General features: G+C 67.6%; 14 protein-coding genes. 9 read left to right on the forward strand and 5 right to left on the reverse strand.

The genetic code is table 11. The features are described from left to right. A partial coding sequence (locus D588_RS0112100; protein WP_017916164.1) for a DUF763 domain-containing protein occupies positions 1-751 on the reverse strand: 751 nt, incomplete at its 3' end. Positions 752-1,164: 413 nt separating this feature from the next. Between D588_RS0112100 and D588_RS24640 the strand changes: the two genes are divergently transcribed. The 3 genes from D588_RS24640 (at position 1,165) to D588_RS0112115 (ending at position 4,600) form a co-directional block, all read left to right on the forward strand. Next, positions 1,165-1,476, forward strand: a complete 312-nt coding sequence (locus D588_RS24640) for a DUF4291 family protein (protein ID WP_017916165.1) — start codon at positions 1,165-1,167, stop codon at positions 1,474-1,476. 32 nt (positions 1,477-1,508) lie between these two features. Continuing rightward, on the forward strand, positions 1,509-2,099 hold the full coding sequence (locus D588_RS0112110; protein WP_017916166.1) for a hypothetical protein: 591 nt from the start codon (positions 1,509-1,511) through the stop codon (positions 2,097-2,099). A gap of 218 nt (positions 2,100-2,317) precedes the next feature. After that, positions 2,318-4,600 (forward strand): glycoside hydrolase family 3 N-terminal domain-containing protein, encoded by a 2,283-nt coding sequence (locus D588_RS0112115; protein ID WP_017916167.1) that lies wholly within the window; start codon positions 2,318-2,320, stop codon positions 4,598-4,600. Between the two features lie 601 nt (positions 4,601-5,201). Here D588_RS0112115 and D588_RS0112120 read toward each other — a convergent pair. Then, on the reverse strand, positions 5,202-7,718 hold the full coding sequence (locus D588_RS0112120; protein ID WP_017916168.1) for an excinuclease ABC subunit UvrA: 2,517 nt from the start codon (positions 7,716-7,718) through the stop codon (positions 5,202-5,204). A gap of 125 nt (positions 7,719-7,843) precedes the next feature. After that, complete coding sequence (locus D588_RS0112125) at positions 7,844-8,485, reverse strand: HD domain-containing protein (RefSeq protein WP_017916169.1); 642 nt, start codon at positions 8,483-8,485, stop codon at positions 7,844-7,846. Between the two features lie 227 nt (positions 8,486-8,712). On the opposite strand from D588_RS0112125, the gene D588_RS0112130 reads away from it, so the two are divergent. From D588_RS0112130 to D588_RS0112145, 4 genes are all read left to right on the forward strand, one after another. Further along, a complete protein-coding gene (locus D588_RS0112130; RefSeq protein ID WP_017916170.1) occupies positions 8,713-9,174 on the forward strand; it encodes a GNAT family N-acetyltransferase in 462 nt (153 codons plus the stop codon). A gap of 144 nt (positions 9,175-9,318) precedes the next feature. After that, on the forward strand, positions 9,319-9,579 hold the full coding sequence (locus D588_RS0112135; protein ID WP_017916171.1) for a hypothetical protein: 261 nt from the start codon (positions 9,319-9,321) through the stop codon (positions 9,577-9,579). A 78-nt stretch (positions 9,580-9,657) separates the two neighbouring features. Next, entirely contained in the window at positions 9,658-10,080 is a 423-nt protein-coding gene (locus tag D588_RS0112140) for a hypothetical protein (RefSeq protein ID WP_026143646.1), read from the forward strand. Positions 10,081-10,144: 64 nt separating this feature from the next. After that, positions 10,145-10,888 carry an XVIPCD domain-containing protein gene (locus D588_RS0112145; RefSeq protein WP_017916174.1) on the forward strand — a complete coding sequence of 248 codons (744 nt, stop codon included), beginning with the start codon at positions 10,145-10,147 and terminating at the stop codon, positions 10,886-10,888. A 541-nt stretch (positions 10,889-11,429) separates the two neighbouring features. Here D588_RS0112145 and D588_RS0112150 read toward each other — a convergent pair. Beyond that, positions 11,430-12,320 (reverse strand): restriction endonuclease, encoded by an 891-nt coding sequence (locus tag D588_RS0112150; RefSeq protein WP_017916175.1) that lies wholly within the window; start codon positions 12,318-12,320, stop codon positions 11,430-11,432. A gap of 303 nt (positions 12,321-12,623) precedes the next feature. Between D588_RS0112150 and D588_RS28535 the strand changes: the two genes are divergently transcribed. Then, complete coding sequence (locus D588_RS28535; RefSeq protein ID WP_157836453.1) at positions 12,624-13,085, forward strand: hypothetical protein; 462 nt, start codon at positions 12,624-12,626, stop codon at positions 13,083-13,085. Between the two features lie 114 nt (positions 13,086-13,199). Continuing rightward, positions 13,200-14,783: a pre-peptidase C-terminal domain-containing protein gene (locus D588_RS26650; RefSeq protein ID WP_157836454.1), complete on the forward strand. Its 1,584-nt coding sequence runs from the start codon at positions 13,200-13,202 to the stop codon at positions 14,781-14,783. A gap of 327 nt (positions 14,784-15,110) precedes the next feature. On the opposite strand, the gene D588_RS26140 is transcribed toward D588_RS26650, so the two are convergent. Further along, the coding region (locus D588_RS26140) for a GGDEF domain-containing protein (protein ID WP_017916178.1) at positions 15,111-17,049 on the reverse strand (1,939 nt) is incomplete at its 5' end.

Below are 17,049 nucleotides of genomic sequence, written 5' to 3' on the forward strand. Positions count from 1 at the left end.
CGGCGTGGGTCGGCGCCGCGGCGGCCGATGCCGGCGTCTGCGCGGCCTCCAGCGCAGCGTATTCGCGGGCGATGCGCTCCGGTGCCAGCGTCTGCAGCAGCGCCACCTGCGCCGCACGCGCGGCGGCGGCGCGATGATCGGCGAGATTGACGATGCGGCCCTGGCGCGGGCCGTCGATCGCCGCATGCGGTGCATCGACGAAGCTGCTCAGGCCTTCCGACAGCCAGTGGTAGCGGCGTGCCTGCTTGCGCGCGCCGTGCATGCCCTGCTGCACCACCACCCAGCGCCCGTCGTCGCTGACGATGAAGCCGTGCAGGTACAGGTCGAAGCCGTCCTGCACCGCGGCGCTGTCGACCTTGGCCACCAGGCGGCTGACCCGCGCCAGTTCCGCGCCGTCCAGGCCGGTGCGCTCGCCCACCGCCTGCAGCTCGTCCGGCGTGGCCCGCGAATGCCGCCCACGGCCGCCGCACACGTGGATGCCCAGTTCGCCGGACAGCGGCGCCAGGCCGCGCTTGAGCGCGCCCAGCACGCTGGTGGTGATGCCGGAGGAATGCCAGTCCATGCCCATCACCGCCCCCAGCGACTGGAACCAGAACGGATGCGCCAGGCGCCGCAGCAATTCGTCGCGGCCATAGCTGTGCACGATGGCCTGGCACATCACCGCGCCGAGCCGGGTCATGCGCGCGCCCAGCCAGTGCGGCACGCGACCGCCATGCAGGGGCAGATCGGCGCTGCCGGAACGTCGGCTCATGGGGGCTCCGAGAAACGGGGTGCGCCAGGGTAGCCAGTGCGGGTCTCAGCGCGCGAGTCTGGAGGCGAGCGCAGGCTGAGTGATTCAGTGCGGCCGCACGCGCGAAAGCACCCAGGGCGCTGCATGAATCGGCCCTGCTCGTTGCGTGTCCCGCAGGGCATGCCTTTCGACGACGCCGGCGTGCAACTGGATCCAGAAGGAAGTCAGCGCCGCCCTCACGGGGGCAAGCACCTCCGCGCAGACGCGCCTGCCTTCGAGGCTTCAGCCCTGACAGGAGGCGTTACGGCTGGCGTCCCGATCCAGGCGAACGCATCGCGCGGCATCCGGCCGATACGAGAGACGCGGCAGCGGATCGACGACGTTGCTGCGACGACGTAGGCTGCGCGACGCTGCATCCCGTTCCTTGCGCTGCCTTGCAGCTCACCTGGCCGCGCCGGGGGCGTGACATCCTGTCGTGCTTCGACACCGATGCGATCGATGTCTACCAGGTGGATCGCCCTGCGATTGCGCAGTTCGCCATGGACCACCAGCGCTTCGGCGGCGAGTTCAGCTACCACCGGATGAGCTGGATCAAGCCGAATTTCCTGTGGATGATGTCCCGCGCCGGTTGGGCGCAGAAGCAAGGGCAGGCGCGTGGCGATCCGGCTGCCACGCGCCTGCTGCCACTACGCAGGCACTGCCGGCACGGCATCATGCACACGGCGCACGACACGCGCCGGGCATAATGCGCCTCAGGTCGACTGTCGCCACACGCCCGATGTCCTACGCCACCCTCCGCACGCTGCTCGCCTCCTGGGGCGAACTGCGTCCGCAACCTGCATCCGACTGGCAGGGCACGCTGCCGCTGCCACAGGTGCTCGCCGACTTCTATGCGCAGGTGGGGCCATGGGGCGACATCCGCGACGCCACGGCCGGCCCGACCGGCCTGTCGCTGCAACTCGGCGGCAACCCGCTCGACATTCCGCCGTTGTCCAAGCTGTGGGCGCTGCAGGCCGGCTACCGCTGGAACGCGATCGACGGCAAGCCCATTGCCGCCTGGCGCGACCACTGGCTGGTGATCGCGGACCAGGGCGCGGACCCTGTCATCCTCGACACCGCCAACGGCGGCGTGCTGTTCGCGTTCCACGGGGCCGGCGCATGGCGCCCCCGACCGCTGGCCGCCAGCCTGGAGATCGCATTCGGTGGTCTGGCGACCATGGCCAACACCATGGCCGAACTCGGCGATGCCGCATTCGACGACAGCGCCGCGCTGTGCGCCACTGCCCGCAACGCGGTCGCCGCGTCGCTGGCCGCCTATCTGGGCAGCGACGTCGAGGCCGCGCGCTTTCTGGAAACGCTGGATTGGTAGCGGGCTGAGCAAGCAAGGCGCGGCTGCGCCAAGCGCGACGTCTACGCCCAGATTGGCGACGGCATCGCCCCTGCCGGTCGCCCCACCGCGATCACGCGGCTACATGGTGATGTTCCAGTGAGCGCGCCTGCCGACCCACGGTTATCGTGCACCGCATCACAACTTCTCGCTCCCGATGAGGTAGCGTGACCATCGGGGTCCAAACAGGGGATTTGCCGATGACGTTTCGTACCACGCGGCGCGGGCTGTTGCTCGGCGCCGGTTCGTTCGCGTTGCTGTCGCACGTGCCGATGGGCCTGGCCTTGCCGCGCACGCCAGCGAAGACGCCGGCCTTCATCGATGCGCTGATCGCGCGGATGACGCCGGAAGAGAAGGCCGGGCAGCTGACCCTGTTCGGTTCGGCGCAGCAGACCGATGCGGCGGCCGCCGCCAATCCGGTCAACGTGCGCCCCACCGCCGAGGGCCAGTTGGCCGCGGCGCGCGCCGGACGCCTGACCGGCATCTTCAACGGCTCCAACGTGCGCTGGCACCAGCAACTGCAGCAGGCCGCGCTGGAGAGCCGGCTGAAGATCCCGATGCTGTTCGCCGCCGATGTGATCCACGGCTTCACCACCGTGTTCCCGGTGCCGCTGGGCGAAGCCGCCAGCTTCGAGCCGGAGCTGGCGCAACGCACCGCGCGGGCCGCCGCACTGGAAGCCAGCGCGGTCGGCATCGACTGGACCTTCGCGCCGATGGTCGACATCGCCCGCGATGCGCGCTGGGGCCGCGGCGTGGAAGGCAGCGGCGAGGACGTGCTGCTGGGCCGGCGTTTCGCCGAGGCCCGCGTGCGCGGCTTCCAGGGCGAGGGCATCGACCATGCCGATGCGCTGGCCGCCTGCGCCAAGCACTTCGCCGCCTACGGCGCGGCCGAGGCCGGCCTGGACTACAACACCGTCGACATCTCCGAGCGAACCCTCCGCGAGGTGTATTTCCCGCCGTTCCAGGCCGCCTTCGGCGCCGGCGCGGTGACCACCATGGCCTCCTTCAACGAGCTGTCCGGCGTGCCCGCCACCGCCAACACCTGGCTGCTGAGCCAGGTGCTGCGCGGCGAGTGGAACTACAGCGGCCTGGTCGTCTCCGACTACACCGGCGACCTGGAACTGGTCGCGCACGGCTACGCCCGCGATGCGCGCGACGCGGCGCGGCTGGCGTTCCTGGCCGGCGTGGACATCAGCATGCAGAGCGGGCTGTACCTGCAGCACCTGCCTGGCCTGGTCGCCGACGGTGCGGTGCCGATGGCGCGGCTGGACGACGCGGTGCGCCGCGTGCTGCGCTTCAAGGCCGCGCTGGGCCTGTTCGACGACCCGTTCCTGCGCATCGTGCCCGAGCGCGCGCAGGCGCGGCAGCGGCGCCCGGAGACGCTGGCACTGGCACACGAGGCCGCACGTAAATCGGTGGTGCTGCTCAAGAACGAGGGCGAACTGCTGCCGCTCAAGCGCCAGGGCCAGCGCATCGCGCTGATCGGGCCGATGGCCAGCAACTGGGTGGAGAGCGCCGGACCGTGGACGCTGTTCGGCGGCGACGACAGCGGCAACGACCTGGCCACGGCCCTGCGCGCGCAATTGGCCGATCCGGCCACGTTGCAGGTGGTGGAAGGCTGCGCGTTCGAACACGCACTGCCGGGCGGCGTGCAGGCGGCGGTGGCCGCGGCGACCGCGGCCGACGTGGCGATCCTGGCGATCGGCGAACCGCTGCGCTACTCCGGCGAAGCGCAGTCGCGCACCGACATCAGCATCCCCGGCGCGCAGCAGTCGCTGCTGGCCGCCGTGGCGGCCACCGGCACGCCGGTGGTGGTGGTGCTCAGCAATGGCCGTGCGCTGGTGCTCGACGGCGCGGTACTGGACGCGCCGGCGATCCTGGTCAGCTGGTTCCTCGGCTCGGCCTCCGGCCCGGCGCTGGCCGACATCCTGCTCGGCGTGCACGGCCCCTCCGGGCGCCTGCCGGTGAGCTTCCCGCACGAATCCGGGCAGTCGCCGTACTACTACGCGCACAAGCCCACCGGTCGCCCGGATCCGCGCCCGAACGCGCTGACGCCGTTCACCACCCACTACCGCACGATCTCCAACACCGCGCTGTTCCCGTTCGGCCACGGCCTGACCTATGGCCGCATCGAATACGGCGAACTGACCTTGAGCACGTCGCGGCTGGCCGCCGGCGGCACGCTGAAGATCGCCGCACGCATCCACAACCGCGGCCACCGCGACGCCGAGGAAGTGGTGCAACTGTACGTCCGCGACCGCAGCGCCAGCATCACCCGCCCGGTGCGCGAACTGAAGGATTTCCGCAAGGTCGCGGTGCCGGCCGGCGGCAGCGCCAGCGTGGACTTCGTGCTGCGCCGCGAGGATCTGCTGTTCGTGGGCCAGGCGCTCAAGCCGACGGTGGAACCGGGCCAGTTCGATCTGTGGGTCGCGCCCTCGGCGCAGGCACCGGGGCTGACGGCCAGCTTCGAACTGCTGGGCTGATCGCAGCCTCGGCAACCGCTGGCGGTGGCGGCCACGCGGTCGCCACCGTGGCCCGCGCGTGGCCAACGTGGGCGGCGTTTCACGTCGGCGGCACTGCGGGCTGTCGCGTCACGATGCGCGACGCGGCGTGAGACTTCATTGTGGGAGCGGCTGCAGGCGGTTTTGAGACTACACGGAGCCGTTCCCGCAGAGCCGTGCGGAGCCTTACCCGGGTGCACTGTGGGAGGGACTTCAGTCCCGACGCTTTGCAGGGTCTGGCGGTGGCGGCCACGCGGTCGCCACCATGGCCGGCGCGTGGCCGACGTGGGCGGCGTTTCACGTCGGCGGCACTGAGGGCTGCCGCGTCACGATGCGCGATGCGCGATGCGGCATGAGACCTCATCGCGGGAGCGGCTCCAGGCGGTTTTGAGACTACACGGAGCCCTTCCCGCAGAGCCGTGCGGAGCCTTACCCGGGTGCACTGTGGGAGGGACTTCAGTCCCGACGCTTTGCAGGGTCAGGCACCCGGCAGGCTTCGCTCGCTGCGACTGCAGCATCGTGCATTCCGGCATGCCCTCGCCGTGTCGGAACTGACGAAGACCACGCGCCGCGACGCGCGCGCCTACCCCGCCAATTCCGCAGCCAGGAAAGGCGCCGTTCGGCTGCCTGCATGCGTCGCCACCACGCCCGGCACGCCCGCCGCCACGACCTTGCCGCCCGCCCCGCCCGCGCCTGGCCCCATGTCGATGATCCAGTCGCTGGCCGCGGCCACGCGCATGTCGTGCTCCACCGCCACCACGGTGTTGCCCGCCTCCACCAGCCCGTGCAATTGCCGCAGCAGCGTGTCCACGTCGGCCGGATGCAGGCCGGTGGTGGGTTCGTCCAGCACGTACACGGTGCCGCGGCGCTGTGCGCGCTGCAGCTCGCTGGCCAGCTTGATCCGCTGCGCCTCGCCGCCGGACAGTTCGGTGGCCGGCTGGCCCAGGCGCAGATAGCCCAGGCCCACCTCCATCAGCACCTGCAGCGGCCGCGCGATCGCCGCATCGTCGGCAAAGAACTCCAGCGCCTGCGCCACGGTCATGCGCAGCACCTGTGCGATGTTCTGGCCGTGCAATTCGATCTCCAGCGTCTTGGCGTTGTAGCGCGCACCATGGCAGGTGGGGCACGGCGCATACACGCTGGGCATGAACAGCAGTTCCACGCTCACCGCACCCTCGCCTTCGCAGGTCTCGCAGCGGCCCTTGGCGACGTTGAACGAAAAACGCCCGGCGTCGTACTTGCGCTTGCGCGCTGCCGGCGTGGCCGCGAAGCGCTTGCGCACATGGTCGAACAGGCCGGTGTAGGTCGCCAGGTTGGAGCGCGGCGTGCGCCCGATCGGCGCCTGGTCCACCTGCACCAGCCGCCGCACGTGTTCCAGGCCGCCGGCAATGTAGCCATCGGTGGCGACACGCGCACCGCGCTCCAGCGGATCCAGTTCCTCCTCCGCCTCGGCCGGCGCCTGCCCCAGTTGCGTGCCCAGCAACTCCACCAGCGCCTGGCTGACCAGCGAGGACTTGCCCGAGCCGGACACGCCGGTGACCGTGGTGAACACGCCCAGCGGGATGTCCACGTCCAGCGCGACCACGTTGTTGCGGCTGACCTCGCGCAACTGCAGCCAGGTCTCCGGCGAGCGCGGCGCATGGGCAGCGGCGTGCGGTTCGGCGAACAGGTAGCGGCGCGTGGACGAGGCCTGCACCTGCGCCAATCCCACCGGCGGACCGCTGTACAGCACCTGCCCGCCGTGCTCGCCGGCACCGGGGCCGACATCGACGATCCAGTCGGCATGGCGGATCACGTCGATTTCGTGCTCGACCACGAACAACGAATTGCCCGCGCCCTTGAGCTGGTCCAGCGCGCCCAGCAACGCCTGCGTGTCGGCCGGATGCAGGCCCGCCGACGGCTCGTCCATCACATAGACCACGCCGAACAGCTGCGAGCGGATCTGCGTGGCCAGGCGCAGCCGCTGCAGTTCGCCGGGCGACAGCGTCGGCGTGCTGCGCTCCAGGGTCAGATAACCCAGCCCCAGCGCCTCCACCACCTGGATCCGCGCCAGCAGGTCCTGGGCGATGCGCTGCGCGGCCAGCGCCTGCTCCGGATGCCGCGATCGGCCCTGCATGCGGCCTTCCGCCGCGGGACGCAGCAGGTCGGCCACCTCGCCGAGCGGGCGCTGCGACAGTGCGCCGATGTCCAGCCCGGCGAAGGTCACCGACAGCGCCTCGCGGCGCAGCCGCTTGCCGTCGCAGCTGGGGCACGCGGTGCTGATCAGGTACTGCGCCACACGCTTCTTGATCAGCGCGCTCTGCGTGGTGGCGAAGGTGTGCAGCACGTAGCGGCGCGCGCTGCTGAAGGTGCCCATGTACGCCGGCTCCTGCTTGCGCTTGAGCGCGCGCTGGGTCTCGGCCAGGGTGAAGCCGGGATACACCGGCACGGTCGGTTGCTCGTCGGTGTACAGGATCCAGTCGCGGGTCTTCTTTGGCAGCTTCGCCCATGGCACGTCGACGTCGTGGCCGAGCGTGGTGAGGATGTCGCGCAGGTTCTGCCCGTGCCAGGCCGGCGGCCACGCCGCCACCGCGCGTTCGCGGATGCTCAGCGAACGGTCCGGCACCATCGACGCCTCGGTGGCGTCGTAGATGCGGCCCAGCCCGTGGCAGGTGGGGCAGGCACCGGCCGGCGTGTTCGGCGAGAAGCCGTCGGCATGGATGATGTCCTGCCCCGGCGGATACGTGCCGGCGCGCGAATACAGCATGCGCAGCGAATTGGAGATGGTGGTGACGCTGCCGACCGACGAGCGCGTGCTCGGCGCGCCGCGATGCTGCTGCAGCGCCACCGCCGGCGGCAGGCCGTCGATGGCGTCGACGTCGGCGACGCCGGCCTGGTCGATCAGGCGCCGCGCATACGGCGAGATCGAATCCAGATAGCGCCGCTGCGCCTCGGCGAACAGCGTGCCGAACGCCAGCGACGACTTGCCGGAGCCAGACACGCCGGTGAATACCACCAGTGCATCGCGCGGCAGCTCCAAGTCCACATCCTTGAGGTTGTGCTCGCGCGCGCCACGGACGCGCACGAAGCCGGAAGCGGCGAAAGCGGGAGGCGTGGACATGGGCAGGACCGGCAACGCAAAGGAGCGCGCAAGCTTAGCCGGTCGGCTGCCATGGGCGTGTCGCGGTGGCTGTGCGGCGGCGTGTTCGGTCACGTAGCGGCCCGCAGCGACCGGTGAGGCGGAGATCAACCCACCACGGGCGCCACCAGCGTGTCGGCATCCTCGGCGCGCGACGCCAGCGCCTGCATCCGCGTCACCGCACTGGCGAAGGCGCGCAGCACCGCCACACCGCGTTCGGCGTAGATCGCATGCAGCGCCTGGTAGTACCACAGCGTGCCGTCGCGGCCGGCGGTGAAGCGCTCGAACACTGCCGCACCGACCTCGGGGTCTTCCAGGTCGGCGACGATGCTGCGCGCGTTGTAGAGCTTGTCGCAGGCCGACACCAACAGCACCGAATCCGGGGCCTGCGCCAGATGCGCCAGATACGCCTGCTTGCGGATGCGCCAGTCGCGGCGCTTGGCCGGCACGTCCGCGGGCACCGCCTTGCGCTCGGCCGTGGCGTCGGTACACGCCATCACCATGTCCGCCACCGCCTGGCCGAACTGCGCGCGGATCACGCCCTCATGGCCGGCGCCGCAATCCTCCACCACGTCGTGCAGCAGCGCCGCGATCGCCTGGTCCTCGTCGCCGCCGGCCTCCAGCACCAGCGTCGACACGCCCAGCACGTGGCTCAGATACGGCACCGTGCCGCCCTTGCGGAACTGGCCGGCGTGGGCGATGCGCGCGTAGTCCACGGCGCGCGCGTAACGTTCGGTGAGAGCGGTCATGCGGCGATCCTGACGGAACAGTCCGGCATTATCGCCAAACTTGTCGGCGTGAGCGCGTGGAGACGCGGGTGGACGTGGCTGCTGTTCAAGCCGCGTGTGGCGTCCCATTGCATGCGTGATGGGCCGACAGCCCGCACGGACGCGGGCTGCCGCGCAGCCCTGCCCTGGTCCAAGCGCGTTCCCCGCTTACACTTCCCTGTTCACGCACCACCGCAGCGCTCGCACGCATGAACGTCCGTCATCTCGACCAGCACGCCCCGGAACTGCCGCAGATCGCCGCCTGGTACCACGCGGCCTGGGGTCGCGAGGCCGGCTTCTCGCTGGACGACGAACTGCGCCAGCTCCAGCGCGCCCCGAATGCGCACGGCCTGCCGCGCGTGCTGGCGGCCTTCGACGGCCCTGAACTGATCGCCGTGGTGCAGTTGAAAGACCGGGAAATGGACGCCTTCCCGCAACACCCGTACTGGTTGGGCGGCATGTACGTCGCCGATGCCTATCGCGGGCGCGGCATCGCCGGTCGCCTGCTCGCCCATGCCCTGGCAGACGCCGCGGACCTGGGCCTGGACGCCCTGTACCTGCAGACCGAGCACTTGGACGGCGGCCTGTACGCCCGCCACGGCTGGCAGCCCGTGCAGGAAGCCGATTCCTACGGCAGCCGCGTGCTGCTGATGGTCCGCCCGGTCGGCTGAGCGGGTGCCCAGGGGGCCGCGCCTGCACATTACTTTTCCCCCGCGCCGCGTTAACGTGGCGCTTGGAAAGATAGGGCGTCAGCCACCAACCGACCGCTCGATCGACAGACACGCATGAACGCAGCGCCGAGGATGCAACCCACCATGATCACCGACACCGCCCACGCCGTGGACGACACCGCCACCGACAGCGCCCCGACCCCACCCGCGCGCCGTGCCGCCATCTCCGGCCGCGCCGCCGCGCACAGCGTGTACCGCTCGCCGCTGTCCGCCGACGACGCCAGCAGCGACGCGCTGCGCCTGCGCGAACAACGCGCCAAGCGCGCGGCACAGGTCGCCGCCGTCGGCACCGTCGCCGCCCTGGCTGCCGTGGCCCTGATCGCCTGGCGTCGCGCACGGCGCTGACCGCGCAACAGCCCAAGACGCATCCGGCATCATGCGCCGAGCAGGAAGCTCGCCACCGCCCACGCAAGGAACGTCCTCATGACGCCATGGCACCGCATCGCCCAATTCGCCGGCCTGGCGCTGGTCGCCAGCGCCTGCAGCATGCCTGCCGCCGCCCGCAAGACGCCCATGGCCTCCGCGGTACTAAGCGTCCCGGCCGACCTGCCCAACCAGCGCCTGTTCGACTGCGCCGAATCCAGCATCGCCATCTTGTCGGAGACCAGCAGTTCCTGGCCCATGGTCACACGCGAAGATCCGGCCAAGGGCATCCTGGAATCGGGCGACTTCCCCGAAACCAACCGCAGCGGCTTTCGCCTGCGCCTGGAGCGTCCACCGGGCGCCAGCCAGGCCAAACTCGCCCTCAAGGGCGCTGGCGCCTATTTCGTCGACCTGGGCGTCGACAAGGCGATGCAGGATCTCAAGACCGCACTGGTTCGCTGCGTCGCCACGCAACCGCATTGAGCCCGAATAGGACACGGCGGTTCTGATCCCCGCGCCATCACAGCGACCAAGGAAGGACACGAACATGCCCACTTACGCCGTCGAAGCCCGCTCGCTCGGCGTCGTCGGCATCGCCGGCCACGCCTTCTGGGTGCTGCGCGATGAACACGGCAAGGCCGTGGCGGAACTGCATGGCCTGGCCACCGATCGCCAGACCGGCCAGGCCATCCCCATCGGCACCGACGCCACCCGGCACTCGCTGCGCGCCTGGCACTACCCGCACGATCCTGCCTACGCCCGCTCCATCGGCGAAAAGGTCGACAGCACCACCTACATCCGCGACGACCAACCGTCACGCACGGTGGCCACCGGCGACAAGCACGAGATCCTGGAGCGCTGGAATACCGCGGTGCGCGCCGTGCCGGAACTGAACGCGCAGGACCGCGACTATCCGAACTACGGCTTCAAGGTCTTCGGCGACACCGTCAACAGCAACTCCGCCTACCGCACCTTCGGCGAGCTGATGGACGTGCCGGTGCGGGGTTTCCCTGGACGCCTCGAACCGGGCATCGGCAACCGCATGCTGTCGCCGGAACGCACCGAGGAACTGCGGTATCACGCACCGGGCGAACAGAAACAACAACGCGCGCCAGCCCCCGCGGCCGATCCCACGCGCACCGACCATCCCGATCACACGCTGCTGCAGCAGATCCGCGACAAGGTCCAAGGCCTCAACGGACCTGGCCAGTTGAAACCGGCCGACAACGACCGCGTCAGCGCCAGCCTGTACGCCCTGGCGAAGCAACACCACTTCAGCAGCGTCGACTAGGTTGCGCTCAGCCAGCAGACCGCGACCGCCGCCGCTGGCGGAAACATCTTCATCGTGCAGGGGCTGCCAACGATCCGGCCAAGCAGCGTGCGCACATGTCAAAGGCGTGCCTCACCGCCGAGTACAAAGGCTAATCACGAGGCTGGATGCAACATCGACTCAGGATTCAGAAGTACGAACGATGCTGTATCCGTCTTTGCTGTAGAGACCATTGAGCCTTGAATCCAGCGCACACATGCGAACGGAGTAACCTAAAGCGAATAGGTGATGGAAGACTTTCCTGACATCCCCCAACTCGATCTGGTTTAGGCTTCGATTGGCGCCAGTACCCGGCTGTGCAACCCGAAAGGCCACTCTACCTGTATCGCGGCGCTTTACTCTTCAGGGGTACAGCCGGACGCCGTTAAGGTGCTCGAACCAGAAGCTCGTATCTATACGTTTCACGTGCATAGCAACTCCCTGAAGTAGGCCCCGGTTTCCAGCTAGCCGCCCAGCACAACAGGCGCTCCCAGCGAAAAAAGACCAAGTACGAAATCCGTCCTTACTCATCCCCAGCCAGGAACCAAACAGGCTTGAGCGGCAGACGCGCCCGTGCGACGTCGTCGAGCTGCGCATAGTGCTCCGTCCACAACCCAAGCAGCTTGCGCGCATCGATCAGGCTGATCCGCCGATGCGACTGCCGCGCCTCGTAGTCCGCATCCTTGGTGAAGCCGGACAGAGCTACGAACAGACCCACGTCGCCCTCGCCGAGGACGGCCATGAAGCTGCGCAGACCCATCACGTCGATGCGCGGAGAGTTGGCGTTGCGCTTGACCTGCACTTTGATGCGCGGCGGCCGAGTGCCGAGCGGGTCGTTGTAGGCGATGATGTCGGTGCCGCCGTCCTTGCCGGGCGGGGCGATCCAGGCGACGTGGTAGCCCATCGCCTTCAGCAGCGAGCCGACCAGTTCCTGGAAATCGTAAGGCGGCATCGCCGCCAGGTACGCCTCGATCTCGGTCCAGGCCATCTCCTCGGCTTCTTCCAGGGTGATGGTGGCCGAACCTTCGTCGAGTTCTTCCTCGCCCTCCTCGTCCTCGATCGGGTCGGGCTGGGCGCTCTTCCATTTGCGGTAGAGCTGGCCGACCGCGCGGGTGAACTGTTCGGGGTCGGGATAGATCTGCAAGGCGGCCTCGCCGTCGGGCGTCAGGGTCCAGATGCCTTTGTCCTTGACCAGCCAACCGGCCTTCACCGGCGCTACGGTGCTGAAGCGCACGATCTTCTCGAAACGGCGGCCGCCGGTCTGGTAGTCCCCGGCCTCGTACTCGGTCATCGTGACCTGCTTGGCCAGCACCTCCAGCGCGTCGCTGGCCCGCATCCCCTCCGGCTGCGCCCTGAGGATCTGGAACAGCATGCGGATCAGCTCGCCTTTGCGGCGCTTGGTGATGTTGGCCATCGGCTCTCCATGTCTGCGGTGTATTGGCGCGGGGCGCAGGTGCAATGATAGCTGCCTTCGCATCGCTCGAACTTCCAGCCAGGCTTCGCCGTACACGTGTGCCGTCGAAGCGGAAGCGTCTGCTGCACCCTCATGTCCCGAGGATCCGGACACAGATATGCGACAAGATCCTTAACTTTGCAGCTTCGTGTTGCAGTCGGGTACCGCACAGGCGCCTCTAGCGCTATGATCCGGCAAGCTTCGCCTCAGTGGCTGACCTTTACGCCTACTGACTCAATTCAACCCATGTATTGCGAGGATGCGATGGACCGCGGACTGCAAGAAGAAACGGTGGATCGGCTGCGGCGGACGGTGGAGAGGCTGGCGCGTTCCGCAGGCACACCAGACTGGGGATCCTCATTGGCCGAAGTTGCCAGGGAAGTCGCAGCTGCGTCATCTGCTGCGCTACCGAGTAGCGATCACCCATTGCATCAACGTGCTGTCACAGACCTTTCCACTCTTCAGGAGACGCTCTCCGAGGTCGTGGTCACCATGAGCGATCCGCAGCGCTTTCAGACGCTGCTCGCTTCGAAGGGGCAGATACCAGAAGTGATGCAGCAGCATCTTGCACTGATGGAGGCGCTGGATCGGGCGCTCGGCTGCATCGTGGGACTCATGCAATACGACGTCCACGACCGCTACCTGCTCGATTCAGAAGACGGCTTCATGATCTCAAGCGGCAGCATGAGCTATGGACGCAGCCGCTTTAGAGGTCGAGCGCGCTAGCCGTTCGCCACGCCCTGTCAACACCAAACACAAGGATTGCCCATCCTGGGCAGTGAGCTCGGGCCATGAACCCGATGCTATCGCCGCGTTGTAGCGATACAAGGAGACGTAATCGTGACATCGAGAATGCGTGCATTATTTCCTATTGGCGCCCTGCTCATAGCAGGTTTCGCCATGCCAGTGCCATCCCACGGGACGAATGTCGAGTCCAAGACGTTTCCCGAGCCAGCGCTCCTGGACAAGGCAACTCAATTTTCCGATCAGTTGGTGCGAGAGCGACCTGAACTTCAGCTCCTTCTCAACAAGCTCGGCCTGCGATACCTGCATCAGCTCGACCCTGATACGGTCTACCAGCTCAATACGCGTACAGGCGAGCTGACACGATTGAGCCGCGCACAAGCCGCGTCAGGGAAGGACGCCAGCCCAGCGGGAATCTTTTGGGGATTCGGCACTCCCGCAGTGCGCATCTCCGGTGGAACCAGCATCAATGGCGAGGCCAGCACCACCGTGACTTGCCCGTTTTCGGCCCAGACCGCGGAAGTCAGTGGCTTTATGGCCTCCACCGTCTCCCGCGACCCAGTGGCGGGCGTACGCAACGGCACGCTCGTCATCGACAATGCCCTGGACAGCAAGGCGCAGGTGAATTTCAGCATCCTGCGCTTGGCCGGCGGTGCACGCAATTCTGCCAACCGCACCACCCTGGAGTCCGTCCACACCGGCAGTTGCGGCGATGAAGTCCGAGTCAACACCCTGGTGACCACATGGCCGCCAAATCGCGTAGAACTGGCGATCGACGATACGGGGTCCATGGACACGCAACTCAGCGGCGTTAAGTCGGCGCTCGCCAGCTTTGTGGAGAACAACAATAGCGGTGAGCAACAGCGCGCCACGTCGTATGAGTTGATCAGCTTCAAGGATGCGCCGACGCTACGGCTCCCCAATACCGAAGATACTGCCGCTGTGATCAATGCCGTGCAAGGACTCACCGCGAGCGGCGGAGACGACTGCCCAGAAGACTCGTTGGGTGCGGTCTCCCTTGCGCTTTCGCGTCTCGGAGAGGATGAGGACTCCGAAGGATCAGTGATTCTGGCTACGGATGCTTCGCCGCACTCCGGCGACGTCGATGGCTTGATTGCCCAAGCCCGCGCCAATGGAACACGTGTACATGTGTTGCTGTCGGGTGATTGCGTGGCCAGCGCGACCGGACGAACTCGGGCTGCAAACGGAAATAGCAACGAGTCCATTGCGGCAACCCCATCCTCCCGCGACGTATTCTCGCGGCTTGCGCAAGAAACCGGCGGTTTGTACTTCTATGCACCAAACGCCACCTCTGAGGTTTACGCAGATCTTCTTGGAGAGATCTTCCAAAGTGTGACGGAGGGAATTACCACGCTTGAACCAGCCGTACCACTGACCGGCTTGGAAGGCGCAGCGGGCAGCGACAGCTTGTTCCGCGTGGAAGTTCCGATCGGCACAAGCAACTTGCGTGTATTGAGCTACGGCGGCACTGGCAATGTGTCGCTCTACATGAAGCGCGGAAAGATCCCCACTGTCACGGACCATGACATGTTTTCTACACGTCCTGGCAACAACGAGACACTGAACCTCGCTGCGCCTGTCGCTGGCACCTACTACATCAGGCTGAGAGGAGAATCGGCGTATACCCGCGTTTCACTGCAAGCCAGAGTGACCAAATAGAGCGTCCTTTCTCATCAAAAGGAGAAGGTGCAATGGGCCTTCTCCACTTATTACCACGAGACTGCATCCTCTTCCCTGCGTGACGCACACACCGATGCCGAAGGTCCGCGCACCACGAAACGGAGCCATACAAGGTTGTATGAAGAAGCGCGGCCAAGTGCTTACAAGCTACTGCTGCAGTAGCAACGTCCTTATCGAACTCCATTAGCCAGTGCATCTTCAGAACACGCGGCCGGCTTGAGATCGAGCAGAAGCAGGCCACGTCTCCTTGGCCGGTAGCAGGCAGGCCCACCACAACAGGATCTGCGCCCGGCTGCGCGTTGCGAATCACGCCGCCCCCTGCCCCACCAGAAACACCACTCCATCGCCCCCACCCTCGGTCTGCCGCAGCAGCCCCTCCGCCTCCAGTGTGTCCAGCGACACATCGGCGCCGAGATCGGCCGCCACACCGTCCAACGTCAACCCCACCCAACGGTCGCGGCCAGCATGCTTGGCGCGGTACAGGGCGGCGTCGGCAATGCGCAGGCTCAGTGGCCAGTCCCCGCCGGGATGTGCGGGGAACAGGCTCACGCCCATCGACACGGTGAGGGCAATGCGGCCGGTCGGGCGTACCAGCGGGTCGGCCTGCAGGCGCTCGCGCAGGCAGCGTAACAGTCGCGCAGCGTCGGCAAGGTTGCCGCCGGGGCAGATCCACAGGAACTCTTCGCCGCCCCAGCGGGCGATGATGTCCGAGCTGCGCGCACACTCGCGCAGCAGATCGCCCAGTCGTATCAGGGCGTGGTCGCCGCCTTCGTGGCCGTGCAGGTCGTTGACGCGTTTGAAGTGGTCGATGTCCAGCAGGGCGATCAGCAGCGGCTCCTGCGTGCGCTCGGGCGTCGCTGCAGCCTCGCGCGCCTGCAGCCAGGCGGTGACGTAGCGGCGATTGCGCAGGCCGGTGAGGGCGTCTTCCTCGCTCTGGCGACGGATGGTGGCGGCGAGCTGTTCCAGTTCGCGGTGCTGCGCCTGGATCTCCTCGTTCTTGCGCGCCAGTTCCGCGTTGATGCGCCGACGCGCGCGGCCTTCGCGCACCTTGAGCAGGAAAAAGCCGGCCAGCGCCAGGAGTGCGGCGAGTAGACCGTAGAGCACGCTGCGCTGGCGCTGCGCGCGCGCCTGCAGTTGCGCATACGCCGCCTGTTCGGCGGCACGGGTGCGGGCAAGTGCAGCCAGTTCGCTGTTCTTGCGCGCCAGGTCCACCGCCGATTCGAGCTCGGCGATCCGGGTCTTGGATTCGACGTTCACCGCCTTGTCGTTGACCTCCTTGTACTCGCGCATGAGGGCAAGTGCCTCGCGGTCGCGGCCGAGTGCGTCGAGGTTGTCGATCATGCGCGGGTATAGTTCCAGCCGCCGGGGGACGTTGTCCCACTGCGTGAACATCTGCCGCGCGCGCTCGAACGCGGCGGCCGCGGCGTCGCGTTGGCCGAGATCGGCCAGAACGTTGCCGAGCGTGGAATAGACGATGCCTCCCTCGCCATGGTCGCCACCTGGCGCCGCCCCCTCCAGCATCGCGGCCGCTTCGCGCAACAAGGGCAACGCCTCCCGCGGGCGATGCTGCAGCGCGAGCACGTTGCCCAGGTTGTTCAGCAATCCGATCAGCGACGTCTTGCCATCGGCACGTCCCGCCGCCAACGCCTGCCGGTAGATCGCTTCGGCGCGCTGCAGTTCGTTTGCGCCCTGATAGGCCGTGCCCAGGTTGTTGAGTATGTCCGCGCGCGTCAGGTCCTTGTACGGCATCGCATCGTAGGCAGCGAGCGCACGCTGGCCGTAGGCGATCGCCTTTTTCCATTCGTGGGCATAGATGAACACGCCGGTGGCGTTGTGCAGCATGGAGACGTCGTCGGGCATGCCCAGTGCCTTGACCACACGCTCCGCCTCGAGCAGGGCGGCGATGGCATCGGGCATGCGCCCCTGCTGAGCCGACACCAGGAACACGGTCTGGTTGGCCTTGTACTCCACCGGATCTGGATGCCGACGTACTCTGGACAATGCGATGCGGGCGACCCGCAAGGCGTCGTCCTGCGCACCCATCTTGTAGTAGGAGCGGGCCAGCAGTCGCCACAGCTCGGCGATGTGCGGATCGTGCGGCAGCTCCGTTTCCAGCCGCCGCATCTCGCCTTCGAGCTGCGCGATGCGGAGCGCGTCGCGCGGCCGCCAGATCTCGGCATTGAGTTGCGTGAACAGGCGCACCCGCTGTTGCGGCGACAACGGCTGGGCGAGCAGCGCCGAGCCA

The organism is Xanthomonas sp. SHU 308 (genome assembly GCF_000364645.1).
GTDB classification, from domain to species: domain Bacteria; phylum Pseudomonadota; class Gammaproteobacteria; order Xanthomonadales; family Xanthomonadaceae; genus Xanthomonas_A; species Xanthomonas_A sontii.

Excerpts from the sequence above, each read along its gene's own strand:
- D588_RS0112110 (WP_017916166.1), top strand. The coding sequence starts at position 1,509 with ATGTCCTACGCCACCCTCCGCACGCTGCTCGCCTCCTGGGGCGAACTG.
- D588_RS0112115 (WP_017916167.1), top strand. The coding sequence starts at position 2,318 with ATGACGTTTCGTACCACGCGGCGCGGGCTGTTGCTCGGCGCCGGTTCG.
- D588_RS0112120 (WP_017916168.1), bottom strand. The coding sequence starts at position 7,718 with ATGTCCACGCCTCCCGCTTTCGCCGCTTCCGGCTTCGTGCGCGTCCGT.
- D588_RS0112125 (WP_017916169.1), bottom strand. The coding sequence starts at position 8,485 with ATGACCGCTCTCACCGAACGTTACGCGCGCGCCGTGGACTACGCGCGC.
- D588_RS0112130 (WP_017916170.1), top strand. The coding sequence starts at position 8,713 with ATGAACGTCCGTCATCTCGACCAGCACGCCCCGGAACTGCCGCAGATC.
- D588_RS0112135 (WP_017916171.1), top strand. The coding sequence starts at position 9,319 with ATGATCACCGACACCGCCCACGCCGTGGACGACACCGCCACCGACAGC.
- D588_RS0112140 (WP_026143646.1), top strand. The coding sequence starts at position 9,658 with ATGACGCCATGGCACCGCATCGCCCAATTCGCCGGCCTGGCGCTGGTC.
- D588_RS0112145 (WP_017916174.1), top strand. The coding sequence starts at position 10,145 with ATGCCCACTTACGCCGTCGAAGCCCGCTCGCTCGGCGTCGTCGGCATC.
- D588_RS0112150 (WP_017916175.1), bottom strand. The coding sequence starts at position 12,320 with ATGGCCAACATCACCAAGCGCCGCAAAGGCGAGCTGATCCGCATGCTG.
- D588_RS28535 (WP_157836453.1), top strand. The coding sequence starts at position 12,624 with ATGGACCGCGGACTGCAAGAAGAAACGGTGGATCGGCTGCGGCGGACG.